This is a genomic window from Actinomycetospora sp. C-140, assembly GCF_054796175.1.
Map to the genome: position 1 here is coordinate 235,357 of NZ_JBTWNF010000004.1, position 16,341 is coordinate 251,697.

General features: G+C 74.8%; 17 protein-coding genes. 11 read left to right on the forward strand and 6 right to left on the reverse strand.

Features of this window, described 5'->3' with window-relative positions; all coding sequences use genetic code 11:
• Positions 1-19: 19 nt before the first annotated feature.
• Genes ACR9E3_RS09015 through ACR9E3_RS09025 form a run of 3 tightly spaced genes read right to left on the reverse strand, consistent with a single transcriptional unit; the run spans position 20 to position 2,728 of the window.
• Positions 20-757, reverse strand: a complete 738-nt coding sequence (locus tag ACR9E3_RS09015) for a tyrosine-protein phosphatase (protein WP_460379893.1) — start codon at positions 755-757, stop codon at positions 20-22.
• On the reverse strand, positions 750-1,736 hold the full coding sequence (locus tag ACR9E3_RS09020) for an HAD family hydrolase (RefSeq protein WP_460379894.1): 987 nt from the start codon (positions 1,734-1,736) through the stop codon (positions 750-752). The genes ACR9E3_RS09015 and ACR9E3_RS09020 overlap by 8 nt, the downstream gene beginning before the upstream one ends.
• The gene (locus tag ACR9E3_RS09025; RefSeq protein WP_460379895.1) at positions 1,733-2,728 is read right to left on the reverse strand and encodes a DUF7064 domain-containing protein; all 996 of its coding nucleotides are present in this window, start codon (positions 2,726-2,728) and stop codon (positions 1,733-1,735) included. The genes ACR9E3_RS09020 and ACR9E3_RS09025 overlap by 4 nt, the downstream gene beginning before the upstream one ends.
• A gap of 215 nt (positions 2,729-2,943) precedes the next feature.
• Between ACR9E3_RS09025 and ACR9E3_RS09030 the strand changes: the two genes are divergently transcribed.
• From ACR9E3_RS09030 to ACR9E3_RS09065, 8 genes are all read left to right on the forward strand, one after another.
• A complete protein-coding gene (locus tag ACR9E3_RS09030; RefSeq protein WP_460379896.1) occupies positions 2,944-3,228 on the forward strand; it encodes a EutN/CcmL family microcompartment protein in 285 nt (94 codons plus the stop codon).
• Positions 3,229-3,319: 91 nt separating this feature from the next.
• Positions 3,320-3,607, forward strand: a complete 288-nt coding sequence (locus ACR9E3_RS09035) for a BMC domain-containing protein (RefSeq protein WP_460380068.1) — start codon at positions 3,320-3,322, stop codon at positions 3,605-3,607.
• 6 nt (positions 3,608-3,613) lie between these two features.
• Positions 3,614-5,014 carry an aldehyde dehydrogenase family protein gene (locus ACR9E3_RS09040; RefSeq protein ID WP_460379897.1) on the forward strand — a complete coding sequence of 467 codons (1,401 nt, stop codon included), beginning with the start codon at positions 3,614-3,616 and terminating at the stop codon, positions 5,012-5,014.
• A 5-nt stretch (positions 5,015-5,019) separates the two neighbouring features.
• Positions 5,020-5,823, forward strand: coding sequence for an ethanolamine utilization protein EutJ (gene eutJ / locus ACR9E3_RS09045; protein WP_460379898.1), 804 nt, complete (start codon positions 5,020-5,022; stop codon positions 5,821-5,823).
• Entirely contained in the window at positions 5,820-6,452 is a 633-nt protein-coding gene (locus ACR9E3_RS09050; RefSeq protein WP_460379899.1) for a BMC domain-containing protein, read from the forward strand. The genes eutJ and ACR9E3_RS09050 overlap by 4 nt, the downstream gene beginning before the upstream one ends.
• Before the next feature lie 5 nt (positions 6,453-6,457).
• A complete protein-coding gene (locus ACR9E3_RS09055) occupies positions 6,458-7,687 on the forward strand; it encodes a malate dehydrogenase (protein WP_460379900.1) in 1,230 nt (409 codons plus the stop codon).
• Between the two features lie 35 nt (positions 7,688-7,722).
• Entirely contained in the window at positions 7,723-8,715 is a 993-nt protein-coding gene (locus ACR9E3_RS09060; RefSeq protein WP_460379901.1) for an alcohol dehydrogenase catalytic domain-containing protein, read from the forward strand.
• Positions 8,716-8,740: 25 nt separating this feature from the next.
• Entirely contained in the window at positions 8,741-10,834 is a 2,094-nt protein-coding gene (locus ACR9E3_RS09065; protein WP_460379902.1) for a helix-turn-helix domain-containing protein, read from the forward strand.
• A 15-nt stretch (positions 10,835-10,849) separates the two neighbouring features.
• Here the strand turns inward: ACR9E3_RS09065 and ACR9E3_RS09070 are convergent, their stop codons facing one another.
• Positions 10,850-11,152 carry a BMC domain-containing protein gene (locus tag ACR9E3_RS09070; RefSeq protein ID WP_460379903.1) on the reverse strand — a complete coding sequence of 101 codons (303 nt, stop codon included), beginning with the start codon at positions 11,150-11,152 and terminating at the stop codon, positions 10,850-10,852.
• 197 nt (positions 11,153-11,349) lie between these two features.
• Between ACR9E3_RS09070 and ACR9E3_RS09075 the strand changes: the two genes are divergently transcribed.
• Entirely contained in the window at positions 11,350-12,375 is a 1,026-nt protein-coding gene (locus tag ACR9E3_RS09075; RefSeq protein WP_460379904.1) for a 6-phosphofructokinase, read from the forward strand.
• Positions 12,376-12,394: 19 nt separating this feature from the next.
• Here the strand turns inward: ACR9E3_RS09075 and ACR9E3_RS09080 are convergent, their stop codons facing one another.
• Both ACR9E3_RS09080 and ACR9E3_RS09085 read right to left on the reverse strand, forming a co-directional pair.
• Positions 12,395-13,585 (reverse strand): acyl-CoA dehydrogenase family protein, encoded by a 1,191-nt coding sequence (locus ACR9E3_RS09080; protein ID WP_460379905.1) that lies wholly within the window; start codon positions 13,583-13,585, stop codon positions 12,395-12,397.
• Positions 13,582-14,562: a VOC family protein gene (locus ACR9E3_RS09085; protein WP_460379906.1), complete on the reverse strand. Its 981-nt coding sequence runs from the start codon at positions 14,560-14,562 to the stop codon at positions 13,582-13,584. Before ACR9E3_RS09085 ends, ACR9E3_RS09080 begins: the two co-directional genes overlap by 4 nt.
• Positions 14,563-14,709: 147 nt before the next feature.
• On the opposite strand from ACR9E3_RS09085, the gene ACR9E3_RS09090 reads away from it, so the two are divergent.
• Positions 14,710-15,672 carry an AraC-like ligand-binding domain-containing protein gene (locus ACR9E3_RS09090; protein WP_460379907.1) on the forward strand — a complete coding sequence of 321 codons (963 nt, stop codon included), beginning with the start codon at positions 14,710-14,712 and terminating at the stop codon, positions 15,670-15,672.
• Positions 15,669-16,325, forward strand: a complete 657-nt coding sequence (locus ACR9E3_RS09095) for an alpha/beta hydrolase (protein ID WP_460379908.1) — start codon at positions 15,669-15,671, stop codon at positions 16,323-16,325. The genes ACR9E3_RS09090 and ACR9E3_RS09095 overlap by 4 nt, the downstream gene beginning before the upstream one ends.
• Positions 16,326-16,341: the final 16 nt, after the last annotated feature.

The window sequence follows — 16,341 nt, forward strand, 5'->3', positions numbered from 1 at the left end:
CCATAGCGGGCCTCACTGCTCACCTGCGCGGAGCGCACCCGGGCTCGGTGAGGAGTTCGGGGAACCGGGCGAGGAGGGCGGCGTCGATGCCGCGGGCCGTCGCCCACCCGTGCGCCCCGCCGAAGCGGTCGTCGAGCGCGTCGAGCACGCCCCGCACGGTCGACTCGTGCGCCATGTACATCTCGGGCGCGACGCTCGCCATGTGGTCGCGATAGCGGGGCCAGGTCGCGAAGCGCGCCATCACGGCCGCCATGTTGGGCCCGCTGGCGAGGTAGTCCGCGACGATCGCTTCCCGCTCGACCCCGGCGAGGGCGAGCAGGAGGGTGACGACGAGCCCCGTGCGGTCCTTGCCGGCAGCGCAGTGCACCACCGTCGGCCGGCCGGCGAAGGCGGCCGCGGCCCGCACCACCGACCCGAGCACGGAGGTCGGTGCCTCCAGGTGCGCCAATGAGAACAGCAGGGCCTGCCGGGCGGGCGGCTCGTCGTTCGGCGCGGCCTCGCGCAAGGGTGCGTTGAGGTAGGTGACGTCCCGGGACGCCAGCGGCCCCCGGCCCTGCTCCACGGCCTCGGCCCCGACCCGCAGGTCGATGACGACCTCGAGGCCGAGCCGCTCGACGAGCAGCGCGACGTCGGCGTCGCCGAGGGCCTGGAGCGTGTCGCTGCGGAAGAGCACGCCGTGGCGCGTGCGACGCCCCGCCCCGGCGGGCAGCCCGCCGAGGTCCCGGAAGTTCCGGGTGCCGGCGGGGGAGTCAGGCACCGCAGATCCGGCGCATCGCCTCGAGCAGCTCGGCGGGGGGATCGCTGCGGTGCCCGTTGGTGGGGGTCCCGTCGGGGGCCGGTGTGTCGAGGGCGCCGAGGGCGAGGGCGTCGGTGGCCTCGCGTCGCCGCCGGCGCCGTCGTGCCCCCGGCTCCTCCGCTCCCGAGCGTGTGGCGCTACGGACACCCGGCGAGCACCCGCAGCCGCAGCCGGTCGGGGCGTCGGGATCGGGGACGGCGGGGACGGCGCCCGGCACGGCACAGGCGCCCGTCGGCTCGCGGGCGGCGTCGTCGCCGAGCAGGTGCGACAGCACCTCCTGCGGCCAGAGCGCGACGAACTCCGCGCCGGCCTCGGTGAGCTCCTGCGCCGCGTGCATCCCCCAGGCCACGCCGACGACGCGGACCCCGACCTCGCGGGCGTCCCGGACGTCACCGGCGGTGTCGGTGACGAGCACCGTCGTCGACGGGTCGGGGCGCGCCGCCTCGCCGGCCTCGTCGTAGTCGGCCGAGCACCGCCGGCCGTAGCCGCTGCCGGCGTCGGCCAGGAACGTGCGCAGGGCGGCCCGCTTGTCCGGGGCGACGTCGCCGCCGAAGACGTGGGCGAAGCAGTACGCCAGCTCGTTGTCGACCAGGACGCGGCGCAGGACCTCCATCGCGTTCGACGACATCACCGCGAGCGTGCACTCCGAGGCCAGGCGCCGGACCACGGCGTGCATCCCGGGCACCAGCGGTGGGGCGTAGTGCGCGCGCAGCGCGGTGAGGAAGTCCGCGGTGGCGGCCCGGGCCTGTTCGTCGTCGGCGCAGAGCCCGCGGATCGAGCTGAAGACGTTGCCCCGGAAGAGCTCGAAGTACTGCGCCGGGGTGTCGACCCCGAGCCCGTGGCGCCGGCTGATCGGCTCGAAGACCTCCCATGACGCCACCCGTGTCTGCACGAGCGTGCCGTCGAGGTCGAAGACGACGGCACGGACAGGAGCCGTCATCCCCGGCTGTACACCTCCCCCAGCTCGCCGAGCCCGATGAAGTCCATGCACTCGCCGAACCCGACGCGGTCGTCGCGGTCGTTCGTCCAGCGCAGCAGCACGTTGTGCCCGACCACGCCGGGCTGGGACTGCCACGGGAACGTGGTCAGCGCGTCGCCGGCGACGGCGATCGTCCGGTCGCCGGCGCTCACCTCGATCTCGATGCGCTCCGGGTAGAGCCCGCGGCGGCGCGTCACGCCGCCGCCGCCGGACAGGCCGTGCATCTCGCCGCCCTCCACGAGGTAGCCGTGGGTCAGGCGCAGCGGTGACTCGCCGTCCGGGCCGTTCCTCGTGTCGAAGTCGAAGAGGCCGTGCACGACGAGGTCCTCGCCGAAGTGCGCGTGCATCCACGACAGGCGCGAGGTCTGGCGCTCGGCGCGCACGCCCCAGCTGTGGTCCATCGTCGCGACGCAGTCGATCGGCAGGGTCCGTCCCCGCACCGACACCTCGCCCTCGTAGTGCCCGGACTGGTCGAAGTGGCCGGCGTAGGCGTGCCCCCACGTCTTGGCCATGTCGCGGTCCGCGGCGAGCGGGTCCTGGTCGGGGTCGTTGATGTCGTAGGCCGGCATGATCGCCGTGTAGCGGAAGTGGATCTCGACACCGGCGGCCGGGTCGGAGTAGTCGACGTCCCAGACCTGGTTCGGTTTCGTGCAGACGATCTTGAGCCCGTTCAGCAGCTCGTAGTCGAGCAGGCTCTCCGGCGCCGGCAGGTTCTGGGCGTCCCAGTACTCGGCGGCCCAGGGCTCCCGCACACGGCGGGAGTTGATCGACACCGTGGTCCCGACCACGCCGATCGCCTTGCGGTGCAGGGCGTAGAGCCCGATGTTCACCGGCCGCTCGGTGTCCTGACCGGCGTAGAGCCCGAAGTAGTTGGTCTCGGCCCACAGTCTCTGATCCTGGGCCGGGTCGTCGCTGGTCGGCGGGTGGAACTGGGCGTCCTCGTCGCGGATCACCGGATGACCTCCAGGGCGGCACGGCTGTGTCGTGGATCACGAGAAGCGTCCGCCGCGACGACCCCCCGAGCCAGGGCGGTCCGGGACAGCGGAGCCCGCGGACGTTGTCCGGGCGGGATAAGGCTCGCGACCCGCTCCCCGCCCTAGCGTCCGACCCACGGTACGAGACCTGGCTCACAGGCTCGTGAGGACGACGGGGTCGCGGAGGCATCGGGATGCTGCTCGGACGCGTGGTGGGCCAGGTCGTGGCCACGGTGCGCTCGCCGGGCTTCGACAACGTCTCGCTGCTGCTCGTGCAGGACACGACCGAGGACGGCCTGCCCGGCGCGACGTGCGTCGCGGTGGACCTCATCGGAGCGGGTGAGGGCGACGTGGTGCTGATGACGACGGGGAGCGCCGCCCGCGTCGCCGCCGGGCCCGACGCACCGACCGACCGGGCCGTCGTCGCCATCGCCGACTCGGTCATCCGCAACGGCACCGCCGGCACCCGCACGGCCTGACGCCGACCGGGACCAGGACAGAGACACGGAGGACGACATGGCAACGACGGCGACGACCCCGGCCGGGTCCAGCACGAACGGCGCGGTCGCGATGCGCGGCGCCCTCGGCCTCATCGAGACGAAGGGCCTCGTCGGGGCGATCGAGGCGGCCGACGCGATGGTCAAGGCGGCGAACGTGCAGGTCCTCGGCCACCGCGAGATCGGCGGCGGCCTCGTCACGGTGATGGTGCGCGGGGACGTCGGTGCGGTGAAGGCCGCCACCGACGCGGGCGCGGTCGCCGCCGGCAAGGCGGGCGAGGTCGTCTCGGTGCACGTGATCCCCCGCCCGCACGACGAGACCGAGGGCATCCTCACCGTCCTCGCCCGTCCCAAGGCCTGATCGCCGGTGACCGCCACGCTGGACCGGGGGCTCGACCCCGACCTGGCGGGCCTCGCCGACGTCCGCGCGAAGGCCCGCGCCGCGGGCGAGGCCGCCCGCCGGCTCGAGGGCGCCGACCAGGAGACCCTCGACGGCTACGTGCGGGCGATGGCCCGCGCCGGGACGAAGGCCGCCGAGGAGCTCGCCCGCCTCGCCGTCGAGGAGACGGGCTACGGGGTCTACGAGCACAAGATCCACAAGAACCGCTACAACACCGGCTTCGTCGCCCGCTGGATGCTCGAGCGCCGCGCTGTCGGCGTGCTGTGGACCGACGAGGCCTCACGGGTCACCGCGATCGGCAGCCCCATGGGGGTGATCGCCGGGATCATCCCCGTCACCAACCCCACCTCGACCGCCCTGTTCAAGAGCCTCGCCGCGGTGAAGTCCGGCAACGCGGTGGTGCACGCCCCGCACCCTCGGGCCGCGCGGTGCACCCTGCGCGCCGCGGAGATCATGGCCGAGGCCGCGGTGTCGGCCGGCGCGCCGGAGGGCGTGGTGTCCTGCCTCGCGTCGCCGACGCTGACGGCCACAGCGGAGCTGATGCGCCGCGACGAGATCGCCCTCGTCCTCGCCACCGGGGGGCCGGGCATGGTGCGCGCGGCCTACTCCAGCGGGAAGCCCACGATCGCGGTCGGTGCCGGCAATGTCCCGGCCTACGTCGGCGCCAGCGTGCCCGACGCCGCCGAGGCCGCCGAAATGATCATCACCTCGAAGTCCTTCGACAACGGCACGGCCTGCGTGGCCGAGCAGTCGGTGGTGGTCGTCGACGCCGTCGCCGACGCCTTCCTGCGCGCGTTCGCCGACCGCGGCGCGTTCTGGATGGACGCCGCCCAGCAGTCCGCCCTGGTCGACGTCCTCGTCGACGACCGGGGCGCGCTGCGCCCGGCGAGCGTGGGGCAGAGCGCGCGGCGCCTCGCGGAGCTCGCGGGCTTCGCGGTGCCCGAGGCGACCCGCGTGCTCGCGGCCGAACTGGACGCCGTCGGGCCCGACACCCCGCTGTCCCGCGAGATCCTCGGCCCGGTCCTCTCGGTCTACCGGGCCCGCGACCCGCAGGCCGGCCTCGCCCGCTGCCGGGAGATCCTCGCCCTCGGCGGGGAGGGCCACACCACCGCGGTGCACGCCGCCGACCCCGCCGAGATCGCCCCGTTCGCGGCGCTGCGGGCCGGGCGCATCGTCGTCAACACCCCGGCCCTCTTCGGCGGGATGGGCTACTCGACCGACATCGACCCCTCCTTCCAGCTCGGCACCGGGACGTGGAGCGGGTCCATCTGCTCGGACAACGTCACCCCCCTCCACCTGATCAACATCAAGCGAGTCGCCCACGAGGTCCGGCCATGGCGCAGCGTCTACGACAGCGTCGAGGTCTGAGCCGGGTGGCGGGCCCCCACGCACTGCTGGAGGCCGCCGCCGCCCGGATCGGTGCGCGACCGAACGGTGTGCCGGCGCGGCCGCGCGTGGGCGTCGACCTCGGGACGGCCAGTTGCGTGCTCGTCGTCCTCGACGACGACACGCCGGTCTGGGTCGAGTCGGCGGGTTCCGGCGCGCTGCACGACGGCGTGGTCGTCGACTTCGCCCGGGCGGTCGCCACCGTGCGCGCGCTGCGGGACCGCGCCGTCGACGCCCTCGGCACCGAGCTCCCGAGCGCCGCCACCGCGTACCCGCCGTGCATCCCCGTCGCCGACGCCCGGGCCTGCACCTACGTGTGCGAGACGGCCGGCTTCGACCAGGTGACGCTCGTCGACGAGGTGAGCGCCGCGCAGCGCACCCTCGGGATCACCGACGGGGTCGTCATCGACGTGGGCGGCGGCTCCACCGGCGTCGGTGTCTTCCGCGAGGGCCGGCTCGAGCGCCTCGACGACCGTCCCGGCGGCGGCCACCACCTCGACCTCGTGCTGGCCGGCGCCCTGGGGGTCGACGTCGACGAGGCCGAGCGGTTCAAGCGCGACCGACCGGCCGAGGCCCTCCCGATCCTCGTCCCCGGTCTGCACCGCATCGCCGAGTCGGTCCGCGCCATGACGCGCGGCACTGACGCCGATCTGCCGCTGCACCTGGCGGGCGGCGCCCTGATGATCCCCCGCGCCGGCGACGTGCTGGCGCAGTACCTGCAGAGGACCGTCGTGACCCACCCGCACGCCCTGCTCGTCACGCCCGTCGGGATCGCGAGGTCGGCACCATGACCGGCGCCACGGGCCCCAGTCTGCGCACCTACGCCTTCGTCGACCGCATGCAGCCGCAGTGCGCGGCGCACATCGCGGCGACGAGCCCCGGCGACGTCCCGATCGCGGGCATGGCCGAGCTCTACATCGAGATGGCCCCGGGCAACGAGGTCTTCCGCGCGGCCGACATCGCGCTCAAGGCCGCCGGGGTGCGCCCGGCCCTCCAGATCATCGAGCGCGAGTTCGGCCTCCTGGAGATCCACTCGGAGCAGCAGGCGGAGGTGCTCGCCTCCGGCCAGGCGGTGCTCGACGAGTACGGGCTGCTCGAGACCGACCGGATCCGGCCCACGATCGCCTCGACGCAGTTCATCACCAACGTGCACCCCTACCAGGCGCAGCTGCTCAACAAGTGGCGCAGGGGCAGCATGCTCATGCCGGGCCAGAGCCTGTTCATCATGGAGGTCGCGCCGGCCGCCTACATCTCCGTCGCGGCGAACGAGGCCGAGAAGGCCGCGTCGATCACCGTCATCGAGCTGCGCGCCGTCGGGCGCTTCGGCCGCATGTTCCTCTCCGGCACCGAGAGCGAGGTCCAGTCCGCGCGCGACGCCGCGGTGGCCGCGCTCGAGGAGATGAAGGGGCAGGAGAAGTGACGTCGGTGTGGGGGACCGCGGACGTCGAGGCCGCCGCCGCGCGGGGTGTCCCGCTGCGGGTCGGGCCGGGCGACGTGGTGACCCCGCTCGCGCGCGACCGCGCCCAGGAGCTGGGGGTCGCCGTGACCTCCGCCGACGCCCTCGACCGCCCGCCGTCCCCGTCGCCGGCCACCCCTCTGCCCCCGGCGTCGGTCGGGTCGCCCGGCACGGGCGGGCCCGCGCGCATGATGCGCCCGCCGTCCCCGGCGCTCTTCCGTCGCGGGGCGCCCCTGCCCACCGGCCTGGGCGGTGGTCCGGGTCGGACCGAGCGCGTGGTCGTGATCGGCGCCGGGCACGTCGGCATGATCGCCGGGATGCGCCTGGCCGACGCCGACGTCTTCGACGAGGTGGTGCTGGTCGACATCGACGAAGGCCGGGCCGCCGGCATCGCGCTGGACCTCCAGCACACCGCGCCGCTCTCGGACTTCGCCACACGCGTCCGGGGCGTCGGCACGGTCGAGGAGGCCGGTCCCGCGGACCACGTGGTGATCACCGCCGGCCGGGCGCGCCGGCCCGGCATGACGCGCGCCGACCTCGTCAGCACCAACGCCGAGATCGTCGGCGACCTCGCGCGGCGGGTGGCGGCCACCTCGCCGCAGGCGGTGATCGTCGTGGTGACGAACCCGCTCGACGAGATGACCCAGCACGCCTGGACGTCCTCGGGCTTCCCGTCCTCGCGGGTCCTCGGCATGGCGGGGGTGCTCGACACCGCCCGGTTCCAGGCGCTGGTCGGGGTGGAGGGCTCGGTCCGCCCGCGCTCGGTGGAGGCTGTCGCCCTGGGCAGCCACGGCGAGGAGATGGTCATCCCGCTGTCGCGGGCCGCGCAGGACGGGCGGTCGCTCGCGCAGGTCGTGCCGCCGGCACGGCTCGACGCCGTCGTGGACCGCGCCCGTGGTTCCGGGGCCGAGGTGGTCGGCCTCCTGAAGACCGGCAGCGCGTTCCTGGCGCCGGGCATGTCCGCGGCCCGCATGGTGCTCGCGATGGTGCGCGAGAGCGACGAGGTGATGTCGGCCGCCGTCCTCGCCGACGGCTCGTACGGCATCCGCGACGTCTACCTCGGCCTGCCGGTCCGGCTCGGCCGCCACGGGCTCCGGGAGATCGTCGAGGTGCCGCTCGCCCCCGAGGAGCTCGCCGCCCTGCGCGAGGCCGCGGGACGGATCCGCGAGCGGCTCGGGGCGATGGCTGCCGCGTCATGAGGGCCGTGGTGCACGCGGGGCACGGACAGGTCCGCGTGGAGGACGTCCCCGACCCCCGGCTGTGCGCCTCGACGGACGCGATCGTGCGGGTCCGGCGCGCTGCGGTGTGCGGCACGGACCTCCACGTCCTCGCGCACCCCGAGGAGCTCCCGCGCGGGTTCGTCCTCGGCCACGAGTTCGTCGGCGAGGTCGTCGAGCGGGGCGAGCAGGTGCGCGAGCACGCCGCCGGCGACGTCGTCGTCGGTGCCGACTACACGGCGTGCGGACGGTGCTGGTGGTGCCGTCGCGGCGACCACTGGCAGTGCTCCGACCGCCGCTTCTTCGGGACCGGCACGGTGTTCGGGCCGCCCTTGGCCGGGGCGCAGGCCGAGCTGGTGCGGGTGCCGCACGCGGACACCGTCCTCGTCCCGCTCCCGTCCGGCCTCGACCCCGACGCCGCCGTCTTCCTCGGGGACACCGCCGCGACCGGGTACGCGGCGCTGCGGCGCGCCGGCACCGAGCCGGGCGACACCGTGGCCGTCCTGGGCGGGGGACCGGTCGGTCAGGTCGCCAGCCTCGTCGCGCAGGCGATCGGCGCCGGGGTCGTGGTGGTGGTCGAACCGGTGGCGGACCGCCGCGCGGTGGCCGCTCGCGAGGGCGCGCTCGCCGCCGCCCCCGACGAGGCGCGCACGGTCGTCGACGCGGCGACCGACGGGCGCGGCGCGGACGTCGTCGTGGACGCCGTCGGCGGGGAGCGGGGTCTCGCCCTCGCGCTCGACCTCGTGCGCCGGCGTGGTCGCGTCGCGTCCGTCGGGGTGCCGGGCGAGACGGTGGAGCTGCCCGCGGCCCGGGCGTTCACCGACGAGCTCGCGTTCTCCTTCGCCGTCGGCGACGTCATGCGCGACGCCGAACCCCTCCTGGCCCTCGTCCGGGCCGGGGTGCTGGACCCGAGCGTGGTCGCCACCGACCGGGTCGGTCTCGACGGGGCCGTCGAGGCGTATCGGCGCACCGCCGAGCGACTTACCCTCAAGACGCTGATCCGCCCGTAGGCGGTCGGTCCCGGAGGTGGATCCGATGGAGCCGGTCGACGCCGACCGCGGCGTGTGGAGCGAGGCCGAGCAGCGCCTGCGTTGCCTGCTCGCGACGGTGCCGGGATCCGCCGACGAGGCGCTCACGCCGCTGCGGGACGCGGTCGCCGACCTGCTCGGCGGCGAGGTGGCCGTCGACGTCGATCCGCCGGTGGCGCCCTCCGACGCCCGGACGCTGCACGTCGGGCGCATCGCCGTCACGTGGACGATCGAGTGCCCGCGGGTCCCCGACACCACCCGCGCCCTGCTGGGCCAGGCCTGCGCCTGGGCGACCCTCGCGGTGGAGCGGGCGGACGCCGTGCGCGCGGGCGACGACGCTGCCGAGGAGACGGTCATCGTCACCGAGGTCGTCGAGCGCCTGCTGTCGGTGCACGACGTCGACCAGCTCCTGCTCTCCATCGCCACCCGCACCCTCGCGCTCCTCGACGCCGACATCTGCGGGGTGCTCCTGCGCGAGGGCGACGAGGTCGCGATGCGCTCCTGCGTCGGACACCGCGTCATCGACACCGCGCGCCTGCGGATGCGGCGGGGGATGGGCGTCGCCGGGCTGGTGTTCGAGACCGGGCAGCCGGCCAAGGTCGACCGCTACGTCGAGGACCGCACCATCAGCCGCGACTTCGTCGGTCTCGCCGAGCGGGAGCAGACCGAGTCGGCGCTCGCCGTCCCGCTGGCGCTGCCGGGCGAGTTCCTCGGCGTGCTGGAGGTCTGGCGGCGGCGCCCGTCGGTGTTCACCGAGCAGGACGTGCGCCGCATGGTCACCCTCGCCAACTTCGCGACGATCGCGCTGCGCAGCGCCCGCCTGCACGACGAGCAGGTCCGGGCGAACGCGGGCCTGGAGAAGGCGCACGCCGCGCTCGAGCACCAGGTCGGCGTGCTCGCGCAGACCGCCGAGCTCCAGCACGCCCTGCTCACCACGGTGCTCGAGGGCGGCGGGCTGTCCGCGCTCGCGCGGCGGGTCGCCACCCAGCTGGACTGCCAGGTCGCGATCTACGACGCCGGCGGCGGACTGCTCGCCGGCCACGGCGGCGACGCCCTGCCCGGCTGCCTGCCCGCGCGGTACGGGCGGGGGCGGGCGCTGCGGCGGGCGGCCGGTCTGCCGCCCGCCGCCCGTCTCCAGCCCGTCTACGCCGACGGCGACGAGGTCGGCTGCGTCTGCCTCCTCCCGGCGGGGGAGGAGCCCGCGGGGGAGGAGATGCTCGACGCCGTCGTCGGCCAGGTGGCGATGGCGTGCTCGCTGTCGCTCCTGCGCGAGCGTGCCGCGAGCCGCGCCCGCCACGAGGCGCTGAGCGAGGTCCTCTGGGACCTGGTCCAGGGTCCGCCCGAGCACCGCGTGGCCGCCCGGGCGCGGGCCCAGCAGATGGGGGTGTCCCTGGGTCCGCGCCTGCGCGTGCTCCACGGCCACCTCGAGAACGTCGAGGAGCTCGCCGTCGAGCACGGGTGGGACACCTCGCGCACCGGGCGCCTGCGCCGCGACGTCGTGCGTGCCCTGCGCGACCGCGAGGACGGGCCCCGGCTCGCCCTGGTGGGCCTGCGGGGCGACCTCGTCGTCGCCGTGGCGGACGGGCTCGACTCGGGCGCCGCGAAGCAGCTGGTGGCGCAGATCGTCGACTCCGCGCGCGGCGAGGCCCCCGACCTGCGCTCGTCGTGGGGCGTGAGCCGCGCGCACGACGACGTCGACGCGCTGCCCGCGGCGTTCAACGAGGCGCAGACCGCGCTCTCGGCGTCCCACCGGCTCGGCGGCGGCACCGTCTCGCTCTACGAGGAGCTCGGCGTCGTCCGCCTGCTCCTGGGGTCGGGCTCCGATCCCGACCTGCAGACGTTCATCGACGACGTCACGGGGCCGCTGGTCGCCTACGACCGGGAGAACGACGGTGCGCTCGTCCGGACCCTGCGGGCCTTCTTCGACGCCGACTGCTCCCAGCGGGTGGCCGCCGAGAAGCTCTTCGTCCACCACAAGACGTTGCGCTACCGGCTCGAGCGCATCAAGCAGCTCACCGGCCTCGACCTCGCGCGGCACGACGACCGGATGCGCGCGGACGTGGCGCTGCGCCTGCTGCAGCTCAACAGCGACGGCACCTGAGCCGGCTCCGCGGGATCACCGGATGGGGGAGACCGCCGCGTCGACGATGCCCTCGGTGTCACCGTGCGGGCGCGGGATGATGTGCGAGGCGTAGAGCTCGCCCACCGCCGTCGCGGCCACCTTCCCGGCGTCCACGGCGGCGGTGACGGCGCCGACGTCGCCACGGACGAGCACCGACACCTGGCCGTTGCGCAGGGTCCGGTAGCCCTCGACCACGACGTTCGCCGCCTTGACCATGGCGTCCGCGGCCTCGATGGCCCCGACCAGTCCCCGTGTCTCGATCATGCCGAGCGCCCCCGCGTGTCCAGGCTGGGTCACCGGAGTCCTCCCTGTCGTCGGCGGCTGCGTCGTCCAGGCTCCGGCGTGCCCGTCCGGTCGACCATGACCCCGGGGGACAACATCGTGGCGGTCGGTTGTCCCCGCGCGCCGGACGCCGAGCGTCCCACCGCACCGGCGCCGGCCGGCCGTAAGGTTCGCGCTGAGCACGGCGACATCGACGTCAGGGGGCAGCCAGCATGCGCGTGGGCATCCTGACCGGCGGCGGCGACTGCCCCGGTCTCAACGCGGTGATCCGGGCGATCGTCCGGCGCGGCGTTCCCGAGTACGGCTACCAGTTCCTCGGGTTCCGGGACGGGTGGCGCGGTCCGCTCGAGGCCGTCACCCGGCCGCTCGACATCCCGGCCGTCCGCGGGCTCCTGCCGCGCGGCGGCACGATCCTCGGCTCGTCGCGCACCAACCCGTTCGCGATCGACGACGGGGTCGCGCGCATCAAGAAGAACCTCCAGGACCTCGGGGTCGACGCGCTCATCGCCATCGGCGGCGAGGACACGCTCGGGGTCGCGAGCGAGCTGCACGAGAAGGGAGTCAAGGTCGTCGGGGTCCCGAAGACGATCGACAACGACCTCTCGGGCACCGACTACACGTTCGGGTTCGACACCGCGGTCAACATCGCGACCGAGGCGATCGACCGGCTGCACACCACCGCCGAGTCGCACCACCGCACGCTGATCGTCGAGGTGATGGGGCGCCACGCGGGCTGGATCGCCCTGCACTCCGGGATGGCCGGCGGTGCCAACGCCATCCTCATCCCCGAGGTCCGCTTCGACATCGAGCAGGTCTGCGCCTGGGTGCAGGACCGCTTCCGGCTGGACTACGCGCCGATCATCGTCGTCTCCGAGGGCGCGATGCCCCAGGGCGGCGAGGAGGTCCTGCTCACCGGGGAGACGGACGCCTTCGGCCACGCCCGGCTCGGCGGCGTCGGGGAGTGGCTGGGCCGCGAGATCGAGGCGCGCACGGGCAAGGAGGCCCGCACCACCGTGCTCGGGCACGTCCAGCGCGGCGGGACCCCCACCGCCCGCGACCGCTGGCTCGCCACCCGCTTCGGACTGCACGCCATCGACGCCGTGGCCCAGGAGCGCTGGGGCCAGATGACCGCCCTGCACGGCACCGACGTCGTCACCGTCCCGCTCCAGGACGCGACGAAGGAGCTCAAGCTCGTCGACCCGGCTCTCTACGCCGAGGCCGCGGTCTTCTTCGGCTGAGGCGGGGTGCGGCGCTCGCTCAGTCGACGAGGGAGAGGAACACCCACGACGCCTCGGGGGCGAGGCCCGCGAGCCGCCGGCCGCACCCCTGGCGGACCGCCGGCCCGGAGGTGACGTGCTGGGTGCCGCCGTGCAGGTCGCGGAAGGCGCGGTTGAGGTCGCCGGCGCGCAGCGCGGCGGTCCCGGCCCAGCGGTAGACGGTCCGGCCGACCTCCTCGGCCGCCGACGTCGCGTGGGCGAGCGCCTGGCGCACGAGGGTCTCCTGGTCCACCGAGAGTTCCCCGCCGCCGTCGAGGGTGTCCTCGACGTCCGCCCAGACCTCCATGTTCCACGCGCGCGCCGCCCGCAGGGTCGCCTCCGCGGCGCCGTAGGCGGCGTGGAACTCCGGGTTGTCGACGGTGGCGCCCGGGGCGCCCGTCTTGCGGGCCGCGAGCACCTGCATCTCGTCGAGCAGCCGCCGTCCGACACCGAGCCCCCAGCCCACGTGCTGGAGGCTCGCGAAGTTCGCGAGCCCCAGCCGGAAGACCGCGCCACCGACGAGGGGTTCGGTGGTGGTCGCGACGTAGGTGTGCTCGAGGGGGACGAAGACCTCGTCGCAGTGGTAGTCGACGCTGCCGGTGGCCCGCAGCCCCATGACGTCCCAGTCGTCGACGATCGTGGCGCGCTCCTTGGGCAGGGTGAACACGCGGGCCTCGCCCGTGTCCTCGACCAGCGCCGCGGTGTGGACGTGGGTGGCGTGGTGGAGCCCGGAGGCGAACTGCCACGACCCCGAGAGCAGGAACCCGCCGTCGACCGTCACCGCCCGGCCCGGGCGGGTGCCCTGCCCGGCGGCGAGGGTGCGGTCACCGTGCTCGGCGGTGATCTCCTCCCAGGGCCCGCGCCCGAGGTAGGCGGCGGTCGTGCCCGCCGCCATCTGCAGGGTCATCGCCACCCAGCCGGTGGAGGCGTCGGCCCGGGAGAGCGCCTCGACCACGGCGATCACCTCGCGCGGCGTGAACTCCAGGCCGCCCAGCTCGCGAGGCATGCTCATCAGGTAGACGCCGCTGTCGTGCAGGGCCTCGGCCACCCGCGGGGTCAGGCGGCCGCCGGCCTCGTTCGCCTCGGCCTCGGCGCGCAGCACCGGGTCGAGCTCGCCGAGGCGGGCCATCATCTCGTCGACGCGCCCGCTGCGGTGCAGTGTCCCGGCGGGCCGCTCGAGCTGGTCGGTCACGATTCCTCCTCGTCGGGGTCGGTCGGTGCCGAGATCGGCTCGAGCTTCGAGAAGATCTCCTCGCGGCGGTCCTCGAACTGCTCGGGGAGCTGGAACCGCTGCCCCAGCTCGTGCGGCGACTCGTCGCAGGTCCAGCCGCCCTCGGAATGGGTGACGGCCAGCTCGAACAGTGCGCCGCCCGGCGTCCGGACGTAGACCGACTTGAAGTACTTGCGGTCCTTGAGCTCGGAGATGTCGGTGTAGCCGTTGCCCTCGATCTCGAACTTGAGGTCGTCCTGGTTCTCGAGGGTCTCGAGGTTCCAGGCCACGTGGTGGAAGGTGCCGGCGCCGTAGCGCCAGGTGCCCTGGTCGTCGGCGGTGTCCGCGACGAGCTCGACGTGGTTGCCCACCGACTCCTGGCCGACCTGGTACGCGGCGCGGTCCCCGTCCTCGACGACCTTGCCCTGCGAGTGGAAGACCTCGTCGGAGAACTCGACCATCCGCTCGGGGGTGGCGACGTGGATGCCGACGCCGTGGATGCCGTGGACGGCGTACTCGGGCGGGACGCCCGACCCCGCGTGACCGACGCGCGGGTCGGCCTCCGCGGGGACCATCGCGTACTCGATGCCCGAGGGGTGGCGGAACTCCAGGCGTCGGCGGTCGAACACCTCGGTGCTCGCGACCTCCACGCCGTGCTCGGTGAGACGGCCCGCCCAGAAGTCCAGCGAGTCCGCCGGCACCGACAGCAGGACCTCGCGCGCCTGGTTGGTGCCCCGGCGCCCGACGAGACCGGCCTGGGCCCACGGGAACGTGGTCAGCACCGCCGACGGGTCGCCGGCCGCGTTCGAGTAGTACAGGTGGTAGATCGGCAGGGAGCCGTCGAAGAGCACGGTGCGCTTGATGAAGCGCATCCCGAGCGCGCCGACGTGGAAGTCGACGTCCTCCTGGGCGCCGGCGACCGACAGCGTCACGTGGTGCGAGCCGGCGATGTGCGACATCTCGGACCTCCTGCTCCGGGGTGGTGCCCCGACGCTAGATGTGGTCCACGTCTCGACCCTCTCGTTACAGTGCAGGGACATCTCGCTGGGGTGCACGACCGGCCGGTGAGGGTGGGACGGGTCCGGCGGCGCTCGAGGATGTTCCAGATGCGCGACGACGCGACGGGCGGTGTCGCGGAGGTCCGTGACGTCGCCAGCTGGCGCGGCGCGGTCTCCGGGGCCCTGCTGCGCTTCGACGTCGAGTGCCCGCGCCCGGAGCGCTTCCACGGCCGTGTCCACCGCATCGACCTCGGCGAGGCGTCGCTGGTCGCGATGACGTCGCGCCCCCACCGCGCGATCCGGGAGAGCGCGCTCATCGACGACGACGAGCGCGCCGACCACCTGCTCTCGCTCCAGCTCGCGGGTCACGCCGAGTTCCGCCAGGACGGGCGGCGCGCGACCGTGCACCCGGGGGACATGGTCTTCTACGACTCGACCCGGCCCGTCGAGATCACCAGCGGCGAGGACTACCGCAGCCTCTGCTTCCGGTTCCCCGTCGCCGGGCGCGCGGCCGGCGAGCTGACCGCGACCCGCCTCGAGGCCGCCCACGGCCTGACGTCGACGATGGCCGGCCTGCTCACCGGGCTGCACGACGGCCTCGACCGCGCCGGGCCGGCTCTCGCGGACCCGTCGGCGCTGCGCACGACCGTGCGCCACGCCACCGAGATCGCCCGCGCCCTGTTCGACGACGAGCTCCGCCGGCGGGGCCTGGACGTGCCGGCCGACCCGCACGAGGCCCTGCGCGAGCAGGTCGACCGCTACATCGACGAGCACCTCGCCGAGCCCGACCTCTCGCCGCGCGCGATCGCGGCGGCACTGTTCGTCTCGCCCCGTCACCTGCACGCGCTCCTGGCCGAGGACGGCCGCACGGTCGGGGCCGAGATCCGCCGTCGCCGCCTCGAGCGGTGCCTGGGCGACCTCGCCGATCCCCGGGAGGCCGCGACGCCGGTCTCGGCGATCGCGCTGCGCTGGGGCTTCGCGAACGCCACCCGGTTCGGCCAGCTGGTCAAGTCCGCCACGGGGCGCACGCCGGTCGCCTACCGCCGCGCCGTGCTGGACGGCCGCCCGTGAGCACGGGGCTCGCCGGCGCCGACGTCCGCGGGGCGGCCCCCGGCACCGGCGACCTGGCGGTGATCGTGCTGCACGGCCGGGACCAGGACCCGGCCTGGATGTACGACCACGTCGTCGACGACCTCGCGGCGCGCCTGTCGGGTCCGGCCGTCACCTGGGTCGCGCCGGCCGCCCCGGGGCGGGCCTGGTACGCGGGCCGGGTGCACGACCCGCTACCCAGCACCCGCGCCGAGCGCGACGTCGCCGCCGACGTCGTCGACGGGCTCGCCGCCGACCTCGCCGTGGCCGGGCACGCGCCCGACAGCGTCGTCCTCGCCGGCTTCTCCCAGGGCGCCTGCCTCGTCGCCGACCACCTGCTGCGCCGCCCCCGGCGCTGGGCGGGAGCACTGATCTGGACCGGCGCCGCGTTCGGGCCGCCCGGCACGCCGTGGCCGGCGACGGGGGACCGGCCGCTGGCGGGGGTGCCGGTGCTCGCGACCAACGGCGACGACGATCCCTGGATCCCGCTCTCCGCTACCGACGAGCTCGTCGCGACCCTGCGGGCGCACGGGGCCGACGTCACGACCCGTGTCGAGCCCGGTCGCGCCCACGAGGTGGCGGACGGCGAGATCGACCGGGCCGCGGAGCTGCTGCGCCGAGCCGCCCCGGGGTGATCGCGGCCGTCCGTAC